This window comes from Commensalibacter intestini A911 (genome assembly GCF_000231445.1).
Classification (GTDB): Bacteria; Pseudomonadota; Alphaproteobacteria; order Acetobacterales; family Acetobacteraceae; genus Commensalibacter; species Commensalibacter intestini.
Genome location: NZ_AGFR01000013.1, coordinates 14,469 through 34,778, shown reverse-complemented (window position 1 = coordinate 34,778; position 20,310 = coordinate 14,469). Strand labels below are relative to the sequence as shown.

Sequence of the window (20,310 nt, the reverse complement as noted above, 5' to 3'; positions counted from 1 at the left end):
CTTCTATGTTCCTGCAAATGTTTGTGTTGTTGCAATGCATTCAAAAGCAGCGTTACCATCAGAAGTCGTAGGTCCATTCCTTGATGATCGACGTGTATTGGGTGTACTTGTTGCAAAAATCAGCGTCTTTGGTGATAGAGCATTCGAAGTATTGCCTGCAGATATGACTGGTCTTTCAGGTTGGCATGTAGCTGAACTAAACAGAACAGATCGTTGGACTAAAGGACTTGCAATACTTCCTGAAGCAATTTCAGAAGTAAGCAATAAGGTTAAATTGATTAAAGTCGAATTAACCGCAACATCAGAATATTTTGTAGATGCAATTGAATTTGCAGAAAAAATTGCTTAATTCAACTTATTTTCTCAAATAAATGATGTAGTTATATAGATATAAAACTTTCCTTTTCTTTAAATGTAGAAAAGGAAAGTTTTTATTATTCTGATTATGGAGACTTGTTGAATTATGTATGATCGGTTTATAGAGCATGTTGCGCGAATAGCCCCTGATAATGTGGCTATGCTTTCATTTGGTGGATCTATTACTTTTGCTAAAATGGATGCTGAGATTAATAAACTAGCAAAAACTTTATTAGATATACTAACTCCTTTTCCAAAAGTTGTGGCGGTCTCTTATCAGCAAATGCATCCTCATTGGATGTTATTAATGGCGTTAAGTCGTATTGGTATTGCAACAGCATCAACTTCTGATGACAGTTTAGTGGCTGCTACGGAAATTGCGGTTTTAAAACCAGACTTAATTATTAGTGACACGTTGTTCGACGTGGAAACACAAGCCCAAGTTCTTGTATTGGATTTGGAATGGTATTCCCGCGTTGTGCAAGGTGAAGAAGTTGAACCGATACGTTTGGCTTTAGAAAGTGATCGTGTGGTACGTGTAGCAATCGCTTCAGGGACATCAGACGAGAAACATAGAATTGATTTTAAAGCGTCTGTGATTGAAGGTGCTGTTATTCGTCTTGCTCATCAGGAGTATATTGAGTGGGCTGAGATAGAGGATGCAGCTCGTTATCATTGTTTGTTACCAACATTGGGTGTGGGTAGTATTCATGGCTTTTTATCGACATTAAGCACGTGGTATGTTTGTGGTTCTGTGATTATGGTTGATCGTGAACAATATCCTGCTGCAATTGCGATGTTAAAGCCGTCTTTAATGATTATTTCTCCATCTCAATTACAGGCTATATTAGATAGTATTCCTTTAGACGTTCCTCCTGTTAATGGGTTGCGTTTAGTTGTTTCTGCAGGGTATTTCTCTAAGGCTTTACAGGATCTCGCTCGGCGTAAATTAACAGAGCATATGCGTGTGTTATACGTAACTAGTGAATGTGGCCTCATAGCAGGAGCACGTGTTGAGCAAATGACGCATGATGATATGGCGGGTTGGTTATTACCATCAGTAGATTTGCAGATTGTTGATGATGAAGGCAAGGTATTACCTACAGGTGAGGTTGGTAATATTCGTATTAAAAGTGCTGAATTGGTTGACGGTTTTTATGACGATGAGGAGGCAACACGTAAGCAATTTAAGGATGGTTGGTTTTATCCAGGCGATCTAGGGATTTTAGATAGGCAAAGTGGATTACGTATTTTTGGTCGAGTGGATGAGTTATATAACTTTGGTGGGGATAAATTTTATGCCAATAAAATTGACCAAGTTTTACGTGCAGTTCCTGGTGTAAAAGATATTGCTATGTTTGCTATGCCAAATGAGAACGGGGTCCTTGAACCTTGGCTGGCAATTGTTCGTGATACTGATTTCGACGCTGAAAAGGTGAGTGCAGTATTAGAGAAAAATTTTTATAATTTACCCAATATTAAGGCAATGTGGGTGAATCAAATTCCACGTGATTTAACAGATCGTGTGTTGAGGTATCAGTTAGTTATGGTTGCAACGCAGCAATGTGTAACGAAATAATTTTTTAGATTTCTGTGATTAAGTTGGGTTTAAAATCATATTTTATGATATATAGCTCCAGAAGTAAGATTGTGTTTATATATAGAGAGTTTCATGCAAGCCGTTAATAATAAGAAATATTCTGGTGAAATAGCCATAGTAGGTATTGGGTGTAGATTTCCAGGTGGTATTGTTGATCTGGATAGTTTTTGGCATGCTGTTTGTGGAAAAAAAGAAACGGTTAGTTGTATCTTACCAACACGTTGGAATTGGAAAGAATTCTACGATAAAGATAATGCTACTATTGCCAAAAGTTTCTTTTTAAATGGTAGCTTTTTAACGCAGCCTATTGATGAATTTGAGCCTTTGTTCTTTGGTATGTCTCCAAAAGAAGCAGTTCAATGTGATCCTCAACAACGTGTATTGTTAGAAGTTGCATGGGAAGCAATGGAAGAAGGTGGATTGGTTCCTGCACAATATGCCGGCAAAAAAGTTGGTGTTTTTGTTGGGATCTTTGCAACTGACTGGTTAATTATGCAATCCAGTCCATATGCAAGTGAAGGAAACGCAGAAACGAACTTCTTGGCGACAACAGCATCTACTACGATGATTTCTGCACGTTTGTCATATTTCTTTGACTTCTGTGGACCCTCTTTGGCTTTAGATACTGCATGTTCCTCTTCTCTAACAGCGACTCACTTAGCATGCCAAAGTTTGCGTGATGGTGACAGTGATATGGCTGTTGCTGGTGGTATTAACATTATGCTTACGCCTCAGTCAGGTGCTTTGGTTGCTAAAGCACGCTTTATGGCTGAAGATGGAAAAAGTAAAAGTTTTGATGCTTCTGGTGATGGATATGGACGTGGTGAAGGCTGTGGCGTTGTTATTCTAAAACGTCTAGAAGATGCAATCGAAAACGGCGATAAAATTCATGCTATTATTAGTGGTATTGGAATTAACCAAGACGGTCATAATGAAGGAATTACGGTTCCGAGCGCTGTTGCACAAGAAAAACTTATTCGCGAAGTGGCAAAACAAGCAAATATTGACCTTAAAGATATTGCTTATGTTGAAGCACACGGAACGGGCACACCAGTTGGTGATCCGCTAGAAGCGCAAGCAATTGCGAATACAATTGGTAAAAGCCGTCCAAAAGATGATCCTGTTATTATTGGATCTGTTAAAGCGAATATTGGGCACTTGGAAGCTGCAGCAGGGGTTGCTGGGTTAATTAAAGCATGCTTGTGTTTGGAGCATAAAGCGGTTCCTCCTCAAGCAAACTTAAAAGAACCAAATCCAAATATTCCGTTTGATGAAATGAACTTGCGTTTAATTCAAAATGAAACGGTTCCATTAACGACTTCTGCAAAAGATCTTTATGCTGCGATTAACTCTTTTGGTTATGGTGGATCAAACGCGAATGCGATTATTCGTGCACCACGTAAAGAAGAAATTATCGAAGATATTAACGCTGAAACAGTACATTTACCTTCAGATCATTACATTTTATCTTTATCAACAAAACAACAGCCTTCTTTGAAATTAATGGCTGCACGTTATGCTGCGTTCCTTAGAAATGAAAACAGCCCAGCCATTGAAGATATTTGTTATTCTGTTGGAAAACATCGTTCTTATTTCCAAAGACATATTGTTGCATATGGTAAAACTAAAGAAGAAATCGCACAATATCTTGAAGATTTCACTCAAGATAAACCAACTCCTCATGTGATTGTTGGACAACAACAAATTAAAACGCAAACTCAGCCAGCTTTTGTATTTTCTGGTATGGGACCACAATGGTGGGGAATGGGTCAGTGGCTATTAAAACATGGGCCTGCTGAATGTTTAGCAAAAGCAAAAGAAATTGATCAGTATTTCCAAGAACTTTCTGGTTGGTCTATTCTTGCTGAAATGCAAAAAACAGAAGAAGAATCTCGTATTCATGAAACAGCTGTTGCACAACCTGGTATTTTTACAGTTCAAGTTTGTTTAGCTGAAGCATTAAAATTATACGGTATTCGTCCAGCCGCGATTGTCGGGCATAGTGTGGGTGAAGTTGCAGCAGCTCATGTTGCTGGTGCTTTAAGTCTAAAAGATGCAACAACGGTTATTTATCATCGTAGCCGTGTGCAGCAGACTTTTGCTGGTCAAGGAACGATGTTGGCTGTTGGTATGCCTCCATCAGCATCTGCTGAATTGATTAAAGATTATGAAGGGGATGTTGCAGTTGCTGCGATTAATAGTCCTCGTTCATTTACATTATCAGGTAGCCAAGAAAGCCTTGAAAAAATTGCAGCAGAACTTGAAAAACGTTCTGAATTTAACCGTTTCTTAAAAGTAGAATTGGCTTATCATAACCCAATTATGACTGCGGTTAGAGATGAATTCGAAGAAGCTGTTAAAGCAATTCAACCACAAACAGCAATTGTTCCGTTATATTCAACGGTTACAGGGCATTTGTGTGATGATACATTCTTCCACGATCCAAACTATTGGTATCGTAATTTACGTCAAACCGTATTGTTTGCCGAAGCAATTTCAACGATGATTCATGATTCTTACTCTTTATTCTTAGAAGTAAGTCCGCATCCTGTATTATCTGCTTCTGTTAAAGAATGTGCAGCAACGTTAAATGTTTCTATTGGTACAGCGTATACGCTACATCGTTCTGAGCCAGAAGAAAAAGCATTAGCAAAATCTTTATCTACATTGTCCGCAGTTGGATTAGAGTTAGATTGGAATAAAATTGTTAATGGTAAACGTGTTGATCTTCCATTCTATGCTTGGGCTAGAGAAGCTTATTATGGTGAAAGTAAACATTCAAGACAACGTCGTTTAGGAATCCGTTTAAACCCTGTATTAGGGGATGTTGATTGGGCGGCTACTCGTGGTTGGTTGTCAGAGCTCAGTGTAAACTATATGCCTTGGTTATCTGATCATAAAATTGAAGGTATGATGGTGTTCCCTGGTGCAGCTTATGTTGAAGCAGCTTTGGCAGCACATGCGCAGCTTGCGATTAACGCACCTAAAGAAATGCAAGAGCCAGCAATTATTGAACATTTGCAACTGAAAAAAGCGATGTTGATTGATGGTAATTTCTTCCCATATATCACATGGAGCGTTGATGAATTAACAGGTCGTTTATTGGCTTATGGACGGACTGAAAATGATACGCCAAATTGGGATCTTTATGCGTCTGTTTCATTACGTCGTACTGCTCCATGGGGCGAAGATGTTGAAGATTTGGCAGCATTAAAAGCTAGAATTAACGAACAAATTGATGTTTCATTCTTTTATGAGCAATTGCGTGAGCATGGCCTAGAATATGGACCAGCATTCCAAACAATCCAAGAGTTACATCGTGGTGATGGGGTTGCATTAGCACATCTTAAAATTGCTGATAGCGCAAAAGATGAAGTTGAAGAATATTATATGCATCCAACTTTGTTGGATGGTGCATTCCAACTTTTCGGTTTGTTAGGAGCTAAAGATAAAGCATTAGCAGACACAACGTTTGTGCCTGTTGGTATTGATCGCATTATGTATTACGGTAAGCATGAAAGTGAACTTTATGCTTATGCATGTAACTTTAGAAAAGATGACGATCTCTTTATCGGTGATATCTTCATTTATAACACCCAAGGTGAGCCAGTTCTTAAAGTCAAAGGAATGACGGTTAAAGAGCTTGCGACTGAAAAACAAAAAGAAGCAAAACGTGCACGTTGGTTGTATCGTTATGAATGGAAACAAGTCGAAGCGCTTTCTTTATTAGGTGAAATTGCACGAGTTGCAGTGATTACTGATAATGATGCTATTGCTGCACCAATCATTGCAGAGTTAGAATCTCAAGGGATTTCTATCCTTCAAGGGCGTTTAGGTGACAAGTCAGGTCAAGAATCTGATACGATTTATAATATTCGTCCAGATCATGAAGAAGATTATAGAGCGTTCTTCTCTTTCATTGATTTACATAAATGTAGAGCTGTTGTGTATTTGCGCAGCGAACTAGATAATACAGACGATAAAATTGGATTATCTTTAGTTCAAGAAATGTTGGTGCTTTCTAAAGGACTACCAGCACTTGAAGAAAAAGATGTTACTGAGAATTTACGTTTTGTTATCTTAACGCATGGTGCAGAAAAAGTTCTAGAAAACGAAAATATCGTTAATCTAAATCAATCTTCATTACGTGGTTTTGTGCGTGTGTTCTCATTGGAACGCCCAGAACTGCAAATGAAAATGGTTGATCTTGATGCAGATATGAGCATTACACAACCGGGTATTATTGCAGCTGAAATTCTTTCTGATGATATGGAAGATGACGTTGCGCTTAGAAAAGATACTCGTTTTGTTGCGCGCTTAGTACCATTCAAAAGCCAAGAAAATGATCAATTTATTCCATTGTCAGAAGCAGGAAGTAACGTTGGGTATCGTTTGGTTCCTGGTCGTTCTGGAATGCTGGATCAAATTCACTATGTTGCGTTTGAACGTCAAAAACCACCTCCAGGTCATATTGAATTAGAGATCATTACGTCATCTTTGAACTTTAAAGATGTTTTAAAAGTGATGGGCTTATTACCTCGTGCAGTTGTAAAACATACATTCCACCAAGATGGTCTTGGAATGGAAGCTTCTGCTCGTATCGTGGCTGTTGGTGAAGGTGCAAAAGAAGCAGGTTATCATATAGGCGACCGTATGGTTGTGTCTATTCGTAACTGTTTGACTTCTCATGCAATTGTGCCGATTGAAAATCTTTATGCGGTTCATTTAGATGCGGCTTCTATGGTTAGAGAAGCAAAACGTTATCACTTGAGTAATGATGAAGTAGATCGTATTCGTAATGAGTTGATTGAAGAAATTCCGAATGCTGAAGCATCAACAATGCCGACGGTTTTCTCTACAGCATATTATACATTAATTGATCTTGCGAACTTACGTGAAGGCCAAACAATCTTAATTCATGCTGCTTCTGGTGGTCTTGGGTTGGCTGCAATTCAAATTGCAAAACTCAGAAAAGCTAGAATTTTTGCAACCGCTGGTAATGATGAAAAACGTCAATATCTACGTGATATCGGATGTGAACATGTTTGGAATTCTCGTAACCTCGAATTCGTTGATGGGGTTAAAGAAGTTACCAATGGTCGCGGTGTTGACGTTGTTCTGAATTCTCTATCTGGTGAATTGCTTCATGAAAGCTTGGCTTTGGTTGCACCATTTGGCCGTTTCTTTGAAGTAGGTAAAAGAGATATCGTTGAAGAAAAATGGCTGCCAATGCAGGCATTTAACGACAATATTGGTTTCTTCTCTATGGACTTGGATCGTATGTTAGCTCAACGTCCAGATGAAATCATGCGAATGTTGATTGAAGTAACACGTCAAGTGATGATGAGAAATATCGTCATGCCTCCTTGTACTGTGTTCCCAGCTGTAAAATGTTCAGATGCATTTAGACAACTGGCTTCTGCGCAACATATTGGTAAGATCGTTATTGACTTCTCTGATACAAAAGACGTCATGGTTAAACCTGTGCCAAAAGAGCTTCCAACTGTATCGGCTGATGCTGCTTATGTAATTACAGGGGCATTCGGTGGTATGGGACTACAGTTAGTTCAATGGTTGGCGGCTTTAGGTGCAAGACATCTTGTGCTTGTGGGACGTTCTTTGAAGCACGAAGATGAGCATATTCAAAAAACACTTCAAGTGCTTGAGCAACATGGTGTTCATGTTTATCAAATGCAGGCAGATATTACCGAGTATGACAGTATCAAAACTGTGATTGATAAAGCAATGAAGTTGGATGTTCCTTTGAAAGGGGTATTCCACTGTGCTGCGGTGATCGATGATGGTGTTATTGAGAACCTTGATGATGAACGTTTATCTCGTGTGATGCTACCAAAAGCTCAAGGGGCTTGGAATTTACATGAGTTAACGAAAGATATTGCTCTTGATCATTTTGTTCTGTTCTCTTCTGCAACGAACTTGTTGGGTAATATTGGTCAGGCTGCTTATGTATCTGCGAACTTCTTCTTAGATGCATTGGCTAAATATCGTAAAGAAATGGGACTACCGGGGCTCTCCATTGAATGGGGTGCGATTGATGGTGGATCTATGTTCAAAAAAGATAGTCATGCAGCGAAAAACTTTGAAGCTATTGGGGTGAGTGCTATTGCTGTTAAAGAAGCTTTGGCAACAATCGCATTGCTTTGGAAAGCAGATCAACCTTGCGTTGGTGTATTGGATATTGATTGGTCAAAATGGTTTGGCGTGTTCCCAATCAGTCGTTCTGTTGGACGTTTCCAAGACCTATTAACGCTCGGAAACTCTTCTTATGAACAAACCGAAGCATTGCGTGAGTTAAATGCATTGCCATTAGAAGAACGTTTACCTTTCGTTGTGAAAAACTTGATTGATATCTTGACAAAAACCTTGCAAATCCCACCTGATAGTATTGATGGGAATACGCGTTTAACAGAACTAGGGATTGACTCTTTAGTGGGTGTTGAATTGCAGATTGCTATTAGTAATACATTGGGATGTGAAATTTCATTATTACAATTAATGAAAGAAGAAAATCTTCAAGATGTTGGTAAAGTGCTTCTGAGAAAACTAAAAGTTCCATTCGAAAGCAATGAGTCTTTGGTGTTGGATTCTGATGGTGAAACCTCTAATGATGCAACAGCAATGATTGATGATGCTTCTAAGAAAGAAGTGGAATAAGCATAAAGAATGGCTCTTATTATCCCTGATGACAATGAGGTAGATTGGGCATGTAAAGTGTATGGTATTGTTGACTGGCACACAGCTACGCTGGTCGACATGCTACAACATCGTGCAAAAGTCTCGCCTTCTATGGTTTTATATACTTTGTTGGATGCTGATTGTAATCCTGTAGATCATTTAACAAGTGCTCAGTTAGATGATCAGGCAGCAACAATTGCTGCTGGATTACGTCATTTCGGTAAAGAAGGGGATAGAGTTCTTCTTTTATGTGATAATGACCTTAATTATATTTCTGCGTTTTTTGGTTGTATTTACGCCGGTATGATCCCAGCCTCTGGGATTCATATCGATGTTATGCGTAGCGATGAACGTTTTGAAATGGTGGTTAACGATGCGCAGCCCAAACTTATTATTGGGCCTCGTAAAATACTCGCTGATTACAAAGCAGTTCATAAGGAGATTGATTGTAAGCCTGTTTGGGTGCCTTTAGAAGTTTTATTAAATGCTAAGAATAAAACCGCAATTAAGGGCGATAATCAGGGGGTGGCTTTTATTCAATATACGTCTGGGACAACTAAAAACAGTCGTGGTATTGAATTAACTCATCGTAATTTGATTTTTAATTTGCGTTATCAAGCAAAAAGCTATGAGTATCGCGATGAAGAATATAGTGGATTAAGCTGGCTACCCTTAGCGCATGATATGGGAATGATTGGCTGTGTTTTACTGGTTGTCTTGACAGGGGGAAGGTGTATTTTGTTACCCCCTAAACATTTTGTTGAAAAACCAGTACGTTGGTTGAAAGCCATCTCTAAATATAAAGTTAGTATGTCTGGTGGACCAACTTTTGCATATAATTTATGCACAAGAGAAGTCACTGATGAGGAAATGCAAGATTTAGATCTTTCTCATTGGGAGTTGGCTTTAAATGGTGCAGATACTGCACAAGCAGATATTATGCAACGTTTTTGTAAGAAATTTGCGGCAGTTGGGTTTAAGCCTCGTCATTTGGTGTTTGGGTATGGTTTAGCTGAAGCAACGTTAACTGTTACGAGAACAGAGCGGCGAGTTTCACCTAAATTTAGAAGTTTTTCTAGAAGTGCATTAATGGCCGGATTTGCATGGCCTAGTACAAATAAATTTGATCGACGCGAGTTAATCTCTTGCGGTACTTCGTTAGAAGATCAGAAAGTGATTATTGTCGATCCTGAATCTCATCAGATTTTAAGAAATGGGCGTGTTGGAGAAATTTGGATTTCAGGTCCTAGTGTTGCAAAAGGGTATTTTAATCGTCCTGAGTATACACAAGAAATTTTTCACGCCAAAGTTAGTGGGCAGAGTGAAAGTTACTTACGGACTGGGGATTTAGGTTTTTTACTTGGTGACAATTTATTTTTCTCAGGGCGTATGAGTAATGTGATTGTTTTACGAGGAAAAACATATGATCCAGATGATGTCAGTGGTGCTTTAGAGGCAGCGTGTTCAGATATTAGACCCAATGCAACGGCTTTTTTCTTAAGTGATCCTGATGATACTTTATCTATTACGGTTATCATAGAGTTGGTTAAAAAACCTTTAAATTCGTATGAAGATATTGTAGATAAAGCTTATGAAGTTATTACAAAAACTTATGATATTTGGCCTAAAATGATTGTGCTGACCCGTCCAGGTGGTGTGTTGAAAACACCCAGTGGAAAAGCACAAATCGCAAGGACACGTAAAGCGTTGCATGATGATGCTTTGCCTGTTATTCAGAAGTTTGAGTATGAAGTGCCAGATCTTCCACCTCCTTTGACACGTGAACAAGCGTTGATTGAGGTTGAAAAATGGGTTGATGAAAAAACAAAAGATTGGGATGAAGATGTTAAAGAATTAACACGTGAGAAATTGGTTAATAGAGAAATGGATGCAGAGTTATTGTTGAATTTAAGACAAGACTTTGAACGTCATTTCCATATTCAAATTGATCCATCCGAATTTATGATTGCGTGTCAAAATTATAAAGATTTATGTAATTTATTGGCAGGTCAAATTAGCGTAAGTGCGTAATTGTATAAAATAATAAAGGCGTAGAGAATGAGTGAAGATTCTAAAGTTAAAATTGACGTTGAAGGTGTTGATCGGATTAAATTAAAAACACGTGATGATCAAGATGTTGGCAGTGTTGCTGTTCACTCAACTGGTGCACAGCAAGATGCTATAATTCAAAATGTTGCTGAAAATTTCTCTCCTATAATTGGAGGAAATAATTCTGAAGGTCAATCAGGGCAAGCTTCTCCAGAATCTAGTGCTCAACCTCAACAGCCTAAAACTACAGAACAAACTTTAGTGCAGCCTCCTCCTGTTCCTACACAGGCAGCAGACAGTGGTATTTTTTATGATTTTAATTTTGGCATGCGTGTTAGTGTTCCTAAACCTCCTGAAGGTGAAGGGTGGCGTATTCAACTCTATGACAAAGATGCTGAAGTCGGGTTGCTGGATCAACCTTGTTTTGATGTAGGACACGCTGCAACTGCAAAGCATCATTTTTTAAATGGTAAAATAACAATTTCAAAAATTAATAAAGAAGGAGTGCAAGAAGTTATTTTTACCCATGATTATGATGCTAAGGGAAAAGATGTATTGATTGTTTTTCCAGTAGGGTCTTTAGGGGATTCTCTTGGATGGATGCCTTATGCAGACAAATTTAGAAAAAAACATCAATGTAATGTGACAGTAGCACTTGGTAAACCTCTAATTGAATTATTCGAAAAGAGTTATCCTGAGATTAAATTTCTTGATGCTACAGAATATGCAAAGAAAGAGCCTAAAGATAGACATCCTTTTTATGCTTCTTATTATATTGGGTTGTTTTTTAAAGATGATGACAATCATTGGCAACCACAAGATTTCAGACAGGTTGGTTTACACCGTACTGCTGGGTATATTTTAGGTGTTGATCCAACTGAAGAAGCTCCAAAATTAACAGTAGATGACGATACCCGTCCAATCGAAGAACCTTATGTTGTAATCGCAACTCATGCTTCTACACAATGTAAATACTGGAACAATCCTTATGGATGGTATCATGTTGTGAAGTTTTTAAAGTCTGTTGGCTATCGTGTTGTTTGTATTGATAAAGAATATGCCTTTGGACGCGATTTAGTTTGGAATCATATTCCTAACGGTGTAGAAGATCAAACTGGTCCTCGTTCATTAAAAGAACGTGCACGTTGGTTAAAACATGCAGAATTTTTTGTTGGGTTGTCTTCTGGGTTAGCATGGTTAGCATGGGGAGCAGGTGTCCCATCTGTGATTATTTCTGGATTTACACATCCTTCAACAGAATATGATACACCTTATCGTGTATTTAGTACGCATGTTTGTAATGGTTGTTGGAATGATATCCGTTATCAATTCGATCATAGTAATTTCTTATATTGTCCAAAACATCAAAATACACCTCGTCAATTTGAATGTACAAAAGGAATATCACATCAACATGTGATTGAAACAATTAAGAAAATTCCAGGCTGTCGTACTGAGGTTATAGAGCAAGTTTAACTAATAAAAAAGGCATTTAAGATCAAATCTTAAATGCCTTTTTTATATATCGATTACAAAGATAAAATTATATTTTAGATAAACAAACCATATAATTAATTTTAACATCTTGGGTAATTTTCCACCCATTTGGTCTCATAGTAAGGCCAGCAATATCTACAACACGTAACCCTGCATTATGCGCCATTTTACAGAGCTCAGCTGGAGTGATAAATTGTTTCCATTGATGGGTTCCTACGGGAAGTTTCCGCGTTAAATATTCTGCACCAACTTTTGCAAAGAGAAAAGAAGGAATATTGCGATTGATCGTTGAAACAAAAGTAATACCGTTATCTGTTAATAGAGTTGCAATATTTTGAATAAATTCTTGTGGATCGTTAACGTGTTCTAAAAGCTCCAAAGCATTCACAATTTGAAATTGTTTTTTTTCAGAGACCAACTCTTCAATAGTGCCTACCCGATAAGTAATATCGCCACTATTAGGCGGGAGAGGAATAGTATCCAGGTGGTTTTGTGCAGCTTGGATAACGTCTTTTGCAGCGTCTACGCCTAATACATTATATCCTAGAGTAGCAAGTCCTTCGCTGGCTATCCCGACACCACAACCAATATCTAAGATCGGATGGGAATGATCAAAAGATGTGTGTGTTTTTAATATTTTCTGAATCCATTCGATACGTAAGCTGTTCATTTCATGGAGGGGGCTCATAGGGCCTGTTCGATTCCACCATTCATCAGCAATGGCATTAAAGCGATTAATTTCATCTTCTTTAACAGAATTCTTTTGATTGTGTTGATCAGGTGGTGTAACGGTGGACATAATCAGGCCTTTCACAGGGTCGTCAAGTAAAATTTATCAAATTATCAACAAAAAAGCAGTCAATAATTTGATTATCAATTATAACTAGGTTAAGTATTCATTTAACGATATTTTAATACATAAAGTTTATCTTTTCATTATGTAAAGAGTAATAGTGAAAATAAACATTGCGGAGTTTGCTTTTTATGTCTCTTAATGCCCCTCGAATAGTGATGAAGTTTGGTGGAACCTCTGTTGCTGATTTGGATCGTATTCGCAATGTTGCGAAGACAGTAAAGAAGCAGGTTGATGCAGGGTGTGAGGTAACGGTTGTTGTCTCTGCGATGTCTGGTGTAACAAACCAATTAGTTGGATATTGTGAATCTTTGAATCCGCTATTTGATCCTTGTGAATATGATTCAATTGTTGCCACTGGCGAACAAGTTACCAGTGGATTATTAGCGATTGCTTTACAAACGCTTGGTGTAAAATCTCGTTCTTTGGCTGGATGGCAGATTCCTATTTTAACTGATGATGCACATAGTAAAGCACGAATTAAATCTATTGATTCTTCAAAATTGATTGAATGTATGCAGTCTGGCGTTGTACCTGTGGTTGCTGGTTTCCAAGGCGTTAGCGAAGAGGGGCGTGTTGCTACTTTGGGACGTGGTGGTTCTGATACTTCCGCAGTGGCTTTGGCTGCCAGTATGAAGGCAACTCGTTGTGATATTTATACGGATGTTGATGGCATTTACACAACCGATCCGAGAATAGTTAAAAAAGCAAAGCGTATTCCTGCGATTGCTTATGAAGAAATGTTAGAGTTGGCCTCTGTTGGGGCAAAAGTGTTACAAACACGTAGTGTAGAACTGGCTATGAAGGAACAAGTTAGGGTTCAGGTATTATCTAGTTTTGATGATAATCCTGCACCGATGGAAAATTCGTTACCTGGCTCTTTGGTTGTTAGTGAGGATGAGATTATGGAAAAAGAACAAGTTACTGGGATTGCATATTCGTTAAATGAGGCTAAGATTGTTGTAAAAGATATTCCTGATCATCCTGGAATTGCAGCTTCGATTTTTGAGCCTTTGGCACGTGAAAATGTAAATGTTGATATGATTGTACAAAGCAGTGGCAGTAATCAAAAAACTGATATGACGTTTACGGTTCCTAAAACAGATTTATTAAATGTACAAAATATTTTAGAACGTGAAAGAAAACATATTGGTTTTGCTGAAATGCTGACCGATGATGACGTTGTAAAAATTAGTGTTGTTGGTATTGGGATGCGTTCACATACAGGTGTTGCAAATACAATGTTTAAAACATTAGCAGAACGCTCTATTAACGTTCAAGTGATCTCTACGAGTGAAATAAAAGTATCCGTTTTAATCGCTGCGGAATATGTTGAGCTTGCAGTGCGTGCTTTACACACAGCTTATGGATTGGATGCTTAAGAATGCAGGATAGTTTTGCGGATATGACAAAGTTAGATCAAGAAGCTTTACAAGAACTATCATCTTTGTGGGAAAGAGGAACGGATTTCTTAGGCAGTCAAGTCGCTATTTTAGGCGGTGCAATGTCTTGGGTTAGTGAGCGTTGTCTCGTTTCTGCAATTTCGAATGCTGGTGGTTTTGGTGTAATTGCTTGTGGGGCTATGGATCCTGCTTTATTAGAAGCAGAAATTATTGCAACTCAAGCAATGACAAGTAAACCTTTTGGCGTTAATTTGATTACAATGCATCCTCAGTTAAATGAACTGATTGAAGTTTGTTTACGATTGAATGTGAAGCATATCGTATTGGCTGGTGGTGTTCCTACGGGCGCTGCGATTAAACGGATTAAAGATGGTGGTGCTCAAGTTGTTGCTTTTGCACCAGCATTGGTTTTAGCAAAACGCTTAATGAAAATGGGTGCGGATGCACTTGTTATTGAAGGTGCAGAAGCTGGTGGGCATGTTGGTCCTGTTTCTTTGACGGTATTGGCTCAGGAAATTTTACCTATCATTCGTGAAGTTCCAGTGTTTGTTGCTGGTGGACTTGGACGTGGTGATGCAATTTTATCTTACCTTGAAATGGGTGCTTCTGGTGCTCAATTAGGAACTGTTTTTGCGGCAGCGACGGAAAGCCAAGCGCATGAAAACTTTAAGAAAGCATTTGTAAGAGCTGCTGCACGTGATGCAATTGCTTCTGTACAAATTGATGATTCATTTCCTGTGATTCCTGTTCGTGCGTTATCAAATCAAGCCACGAAAGATTTCATGAGACATCAAGCTGCGATGATTCAAAAATATCAAAATCAAGAAATTAGCAAGGAAGATGCTCAATTAGATATTGAACATTTCTGGGCTGGTGCATTACGACGTGCCGTAAAAGATGGAGATGTTGAGAATGGTTCTGTGATGGCGGGGCAGTCTGTGGGGATGGTGAAAGAAATTTTGCCAGTTGCAGACATTATTCAGAATTTAGTAAAACAAGCTGTTGATGCTTTGGTGGCTAGACGTCAACGGATTAAACATTCATCATCAAATTAGGTTGAAAGCAGCATGAGCGACTTAAGTCAACTTCACTCTGATAATAATATACATTCTATTGGAGATGTGCTTAGAACACGTAGAGAAGAGCTTAAATTAAGCTTGGAAGATGTTGCGCAACGATTACGTATTCGTTTAGTGTTTTTAAAAGCATTAGAAGATGGGCGGATCGATCAATTGCCTGGCGTTGCTTATGCTGCTGGTTTTTTAAAGACTTATGCAGATTTTTTAAATTTAGACGGTGTTGCTTTGGTAAAGCAGTTTCGTCAAGAAAATCAAGCCAATACTGAAAAGCCAAAATTACTTTTCCCAGCGCCAGTCCCTCAAAGTGGTGTGCCAGCTGGGGTTCTAATTTTCTTTAGCTTGTTAATTATGGTTGGTGCTTATATTGGTTGGTATAAGATGTCAGATCATCATCAATCACCTTCTGAGACTATTCCGCCAGCACCTGTTCAAGCAGATCAAAATGCAGGTCAGCCACAACAGATGTCACCGCAAATTGCGTCTATCATGCCTGCGGATCATCCTGCACCATTGCCACAGGATGCAAATAAGCCTGTTGATATTAATTCTAGTCCAAACGCGAATACTAATACAAACACGGTATCTAATACGATTCCGGCAACGCCTTTGACTGACTCTTTAAAACCAGCATCATCGGATCAATCTCCTTTACAGCCTGCTGCTCAACCGCCTTCACCACCAGAAGCAACAACGCCTCCAGTGGAGCAGAAACAGCCAGAACAACCGTTAATGATTAAAGCGATTGCACCAAGTTGGTTACAAGTAAAGGGAAAAGATGGTAAAGTTCTATATCAAAAAGTCTTAAAAGCAGATGAAACTTGGGAAGTTCCAAGCGATCAAGACGAAGTGGTTATGACGATTGGTAATCCTGGAGTTGTTGTTTTACAAAAAGGGGATATACAATCATCTCCATTGGGTAAAAAAGGTAGAACGTTGCGTCGTTTTAAATTAGATGCACAAAAAGCAGATAAGTTATTACATCCAGAAGAACCTTCTTCAACAGATTCATCTTCTGCATCGACAACAGGTGATGCTGCGCCTCAAATTAAGAAAAAGCCTGCTGCACCTAAACCTGTGGTTAGTTCAAAGCATGATGTGTCAGCCGATGATTTGAATGCAAAGCAGCTTAATCATTAAGTTTATTAAGGATGAAGAATTGCACCTTTGATGGGTGATCCCTACATAAGAATTTGATAAAAAAAGTATGAGATAGCGATTTCTTTTGAATAATTTGATATATTCTATGATCATTTCGGAGATTAAAATTAAATGAGTTTACGCCCATATCAACATATTGAACGCAATAAAACCCGTCAGATTCACGTTGGATCTGTTCCTGTAGGCGGTGGTGCACCGATTAGTGTGCAAACGATGACCAATACGTTGACCAGCGATGCGAAAGCAACAATTGCACAGATTAAACGTGCAGAAAAAGTTGGTGTAGATATCGTTCGTGTTTCTTGTCCTGATGAAGCAAGTACGGCAGCATTAAAAGAAATCGTTCAGAATGTGAATGTGCCGATTGTTGCAGATATTCACTTTCATTACAAAAGAGCAATTGAAGCAGCTCAAGCAGGGGCAGCTTGTTTACGAATTAATCCTGGTAATATCGGTAGCGCAGAACGTGTTCGTGACGTGATTAAGGCTGCTAAGGATTATAATTGTTCTATTCGTATTGGGGTGAATGCGGGTTCTTTAGAAAAACATTTGTTGGAAAAGTACGGTGAGCCTAACCCAGATGCGTTGGTTGAGAGTGCACTAGAACATGCAAAGATCCTAGAAGATAATGATTTTCGTGAATTTAAAATCAGTGTGAAGGCATCTGATGTTTTCTTAGCAGTTGAGTCTTATCGTTTATTGTCAGAAGCTTGTGATTATCCTTTACATATTGGGATTACTGAAGCAGGTGGTAAACGTGCAGGAACTGTAAAATCCTCGATTGGTTTAGGTTCTTTGTTATGGGCTGGTATTGGGGATACAATGCGTGTTTCTTTATCTGCAGAGCCAGAAGAAGAAGTCGCAGTCGGTTGGGATATTTTAAAGAGTCTTGGTTTGCGCCATCGTGGGGTTCATGTGGTTTCTTGCCCATCTTGCGCGCGTCAAGGGTTTAAAGTGATTCCAACAGTTGCGGCATTAGAGGAACGTTTGGCACATATTGAAACACCACTTTCTTTATCAGTGATTGGTTGTGTGGTAAACGGTCCTGGTGAAGCAACCATGACGGATGTCGGGGTAACAGGTGGTGGATCTGGCCGTCATATGGTTTATATGGCTGGTAAACAAGACCATACTGTGCCAGCAGAAGATATGATTGATCATATTGTGGAATTGGTAGAGAAAAAAGCTGCTGAGATTGAAGCTGAAAAAGCAGCAGCTAAAGCCAAAGAAACATCGAAATAATTTTAAAACTAATAAGGCAGGATAAAAAGCGTGAGTGTGGTAAAGCCCGTTCGTGGAACGCATGATTTAATTGGTGAAGAATCTAGACGTCATCAACATGTAATTGAAGTTGCAAAAAGAGTAACTTCTTTATATGGGTTCGAAGAATGGATTACCCCAGTTTTTGAGGAAACAAGTGTATTCGCACGTTCTTTGGGGGAAACCTCAGACGTTGTTTCTAAAGAAATGTATTGTTTTGAAGATCGTGGCGGAGATTCCTTGACTTTACGTCCAGAGAATACCGCTGGGATTTGTCGTGCGCTTGTTACGAACAGCTTAACACAGTCTTTACCACAAAAAGCTTTTTATGCTGGCCCGATGTTTCGATATGAACGTCCGCAAAAAGGACGTTATCGTCAGTTCCATCAAATTGGAGCAGAGTTATTAGGTACGTCTACGCCATTTGCAGATGCTGAAGTAATTGCGATGGGATATCATATTCTGCGTGAACTAGGGATTGCGGATGATGTTGTATTAGAATTGAATACGCTTGGTGATATGACGAGCCGTAAGGCGTGGAGAGAAGCTTTAATCTCTTATTTCAAAGCGTTTCAATCTGAACTCTCTGAAGATAGCCGTAATCGTTTAGAAAAAAATCCATTACGTATTTTAGACAGTAAATCACCCGAAGATCGTGCATTACTAGCGAATGCGCCAGCATTAAAAGATCATATGACACCAGAAGCTCAGGCTTTTTGGGATCAGTTAAGAGTGGCTTTGGATCAATTTAATATTCCATTCAAAGAAAATCCTTATATCGTTCGTGGTTTGGATTATTATAGTCATACCGTGTTTGAATTTGTGACGACTAAACTCGGTGCACAAGGAACAGTTTTGGCTGGTGGACGTTATGAAGGGCTGGTCGAGGAAATGGGTGGGCCGTCTGTTCCGTCCATTGGTTGGGCAGCAGGCGTTGAACGTTTGGCTTTGCTATTAGAGGAAAGCCCTAAAGTTGCACCACCAATAGCGATTATTCCACTCTCTGATGCAGTGCATCAAGTTGCGTTTTCTGCATTACAAGATTTACGTTATCATGGCATTTATGCTGAAGTTGCTTATAAAGGGAACTTGCGTAAACAAATGGAACGTGCGAATAAACAGAACTCACCATTAGTATTGTTGATTGGTGAGGACGAAGCACAAAAGCAAGTTGTGCAAGTAAAAGATTTAATCTCTGGCGAACAAGGTGAAGTTGCATTAACGGATCTTGTTGCGCATTGTAAAATGAAATTGGCGAAATAATCGATGTCTTCTGAAGAATTTTCTGTAAGTTTTAATGATCGTTTGGATAAAATTGTTGCTCGTTCAGAGGAGCTGCAACATATTTTATCAACTGAGATTTCAGGTGACGAATTTATGGATGCATCTCGCGAGTATGCTGACCTAAATACGATTGTTGAGCTGGTTCATGCATTACGCAATGCAGAGGAAGAAACTAAAGCAGCTGAAGAAATGTTGCAAGATCCAGAAATGAAGGATTTGGCAGAGGCTGAGTTAGAAGCATTAAATGAAAAAATTCCTCAATTAAGACATGATATTCGTCTTTCAATGCTTCCCAAAGATAAGGCTGATGAAGGGAATGCGATTTTAGAAATCCGCCCTGCGGCTGGTGGAGACGAAGCTGGAATTTTTGCTGCCGAGTTATTTGGAGCATATCAACGATATTCAGATATGAACGGCTGGCGTTTTGAAGTCATGGAATATGATGATACGGGCGTTGGTGGGATCAAAGGGGCGATGGCATCTATTTCGGGGAATAATGTATTTGCACGTTTAAAATATGAATCTGGTGTTCATCGTGTGCAACGTGTGCCTGCAACAGAAAGCCAAGGGCGTATTCATACATCAACTGTGACGGTGGCGGTGTTACCTGAAGCTGAAGAAGTTGACGTGGATATTGATGAAAAAGATTTGCGTATTGACGTGTATCGTGCGTCTGGTGCGGGTGGTCAGCACGTTAATAAAACGGAAAGTGCGGTGCGTATTACCCATATGCCTTCTGGCGTAGTGGTTGCGATGCAAGAAGAAAAAAGCCAGCATAAGAACAAAGCGAAAGCAATGAAAATCTTGCGTGCGCGTTTATATGAACAACAACGTGCTTCGTTGCATGCAGATCGTGCTGCAGATCGTCGTTCTCAGGTGGGAACAGGGGATCGTTCAGAACGTATTCGCACATATAACTTTCCACAAGGCCGCGTCACAGATCATCGTATTAACTTAACCTTGCATAAAATTGATCGTATTATGTTGGGAGAGCTGGACGAAGTTGTCGATAGCTTGGCTCAGGAAGAACAATCAAGATTACTTGCTGCTGAAGAAGCGATGTAAGATTTTTAT

Annotated in this window: 12 protein-coding genes; 11 read left to right on the top strand and 1 reads right to left on the bottom strand. The window is 39.1% G+C overall.

The features are described 5' to 3' along the window. The 5 genes from CIN_RS11945 to CIN_RS10580 form a co-directional block, all read left to right on the top strand. Positions 1 to 349: hypothetical protein (locus tag CIN_RS11945; protein ID WP_040364436.1), on the top strand; the 349-nt coding region annotated here is incomplete at its 5' end. Positions 350 to 463: 114 nt separating this feature from the next. Beyond that, positions 464 to 1,936, top strand: coding sequence for an AMP-binding protein (locus CIN_RS10595; protein ID WP_008855097.1), 1,473 nt, complete (start codon positions 464 to 466; stop codon positions 1,934 to 1,936). A gap of 93 nt (positions 1,937 to 2,029) precedes the next feature. Then, complete coding sequence (locus CIN_RS10590; protein WP_008855096.1) at positions 2,030 to 8,632, top strand: type I polyketide synthase; 6,603 nt, start codon at positions 2,030 to 2,032, stop codon at positions 8,630 to 8,632. Positions 8,633 to 8,641: 9 nt separating this feature from the next. Beyond that, positions 8,642 to 10,684: a fatty acyl-AMP ligase gene (locus tag CIN_RS10585; protein WP_008855095.1), complete on the top strand. Its 2,043-nt coding sequence runs from the start codon at positions 8,642 to 8,644 to the stop codon at positions 10,682 to 10,684. 27 nt (positions 10,685 to 10,711) lie between these two features. Further along, entirely contained in the window at positions 10,712 to 12,178 is a 1,467-nt protein-coding gene (locus CIN_RS10580; RefSeq protein WP_008855094.1) for an autotransporter strand-loop-strand O-heptosyltransferase, read from the top strand. 67 nt (positions 12,179 to 12,245) lie between these two features. Here CIN_RS10580 and ubiG read toward each other — a convergent pair whose 3' ends face one another. Further along, positions 12,246 to 12,998: a bifunctional 2-polyprenyl-6-hydroxyphenol methylase/3-demethylubiquinol 3-O-methyltransferase UbiG gene (gene ubiG / locus CIN_RS10575; protein WP_008855093.1), complete on the bottom strand. Its 753-nt coding sequence runs from the start codon at positions 12,996 to 12,998 to the stop codon at positions 12,246 to 12,248. Between the two features lie 185 nt (positions 12,999 to 13,183). Here ubiG and CIN_RS10570 point away from each other — a divergent pair, with 185 nt between their 5' ends. From CIN_RS10570 to prfA, 6 genes are all read left to right on the top strand, one after another. Beyond that, positions 13,184 to 14,434 (top strand): aspartate kinase, encoded by a 1,251-nt coding sequence (locus CIN_RS10570; RefSeq protein ID WP_040364435.1) that lies wholly within the window; start codon positions 13,184 to 13,186, stop codon positions 14,432 to 14,434. Positions 14,435 to 14,436: 2 nt separating this feature from the next. After that, complete coding sequence (locus tag CIN_RS10565) at positions 14,437 to 15,510, top strand: NAD(P)H-dependent flavin oxidoreductase (protein ID WP_008855091.1); 1,074 nt, start codon at positions 14,437 to 14,439, stop codon at positions 15,508 to 15,510. Positions 15,511 to 15,522: 12 nt separating this feature from the next. Beyond that, positions 15,523 to 16,671, top strand: coding sequence for a helix-turn-helix domain-containing protein (locus CIN_RS10560; RefSeq protein WP_040364434.1), 1,149 nt, complete (start codon positions 15,523 to 15,525; stop codon positions 16,669 to 16,671). Between the two features lie 132 nt (positions 16,672 to 16,803). Continuing rightward, the gene (ispG, locus tag CIN_RS10555; protein ID WP_008855089.1) at positions 16,804 to 17,934 is read left to right on the top strand and encodes a flavodoxin-dependent (E)-4-hydroxy-3-methylbut-2-enyl-diphosphate synthase; all 1,131 of its coding nucleotides are present in this window, start codon (positions 16,804 to 16,806) and stop codon (positions 17,932 to 17,934) included. Between the two features lie 30 nt (positions 17,935 to 17,964). Continuing rightward, a complete protein-coding gene (gene hisS / locus CIN_RS10550; RefSeq protein WP_040364433.1) occupies positions 17,965 to 19,215 on the top strand; it encodes a histidine--tRNA ligase in 1,251 nt (416 codons plus the stop codon). Between the two features lie 3 nt (positions 19,216 to 19,218). Further along, positions 19,219 to 20,301 carry a peptide chain release factor 1 gene (gene prfA / locus CIN_RS10545; RefSeq protein WP_008855087.1) on the top strand — a complete coding sequence of 361 codons (1,083 nt, stop codon included), beginning with the start codon at positions 19,219 to 19,221 and terminating at the stop codon, positions 20,299 to 20,301. The last annotated feature ends 9 nt before the right edge of the window (positions 20,302 to 20,310 follow it).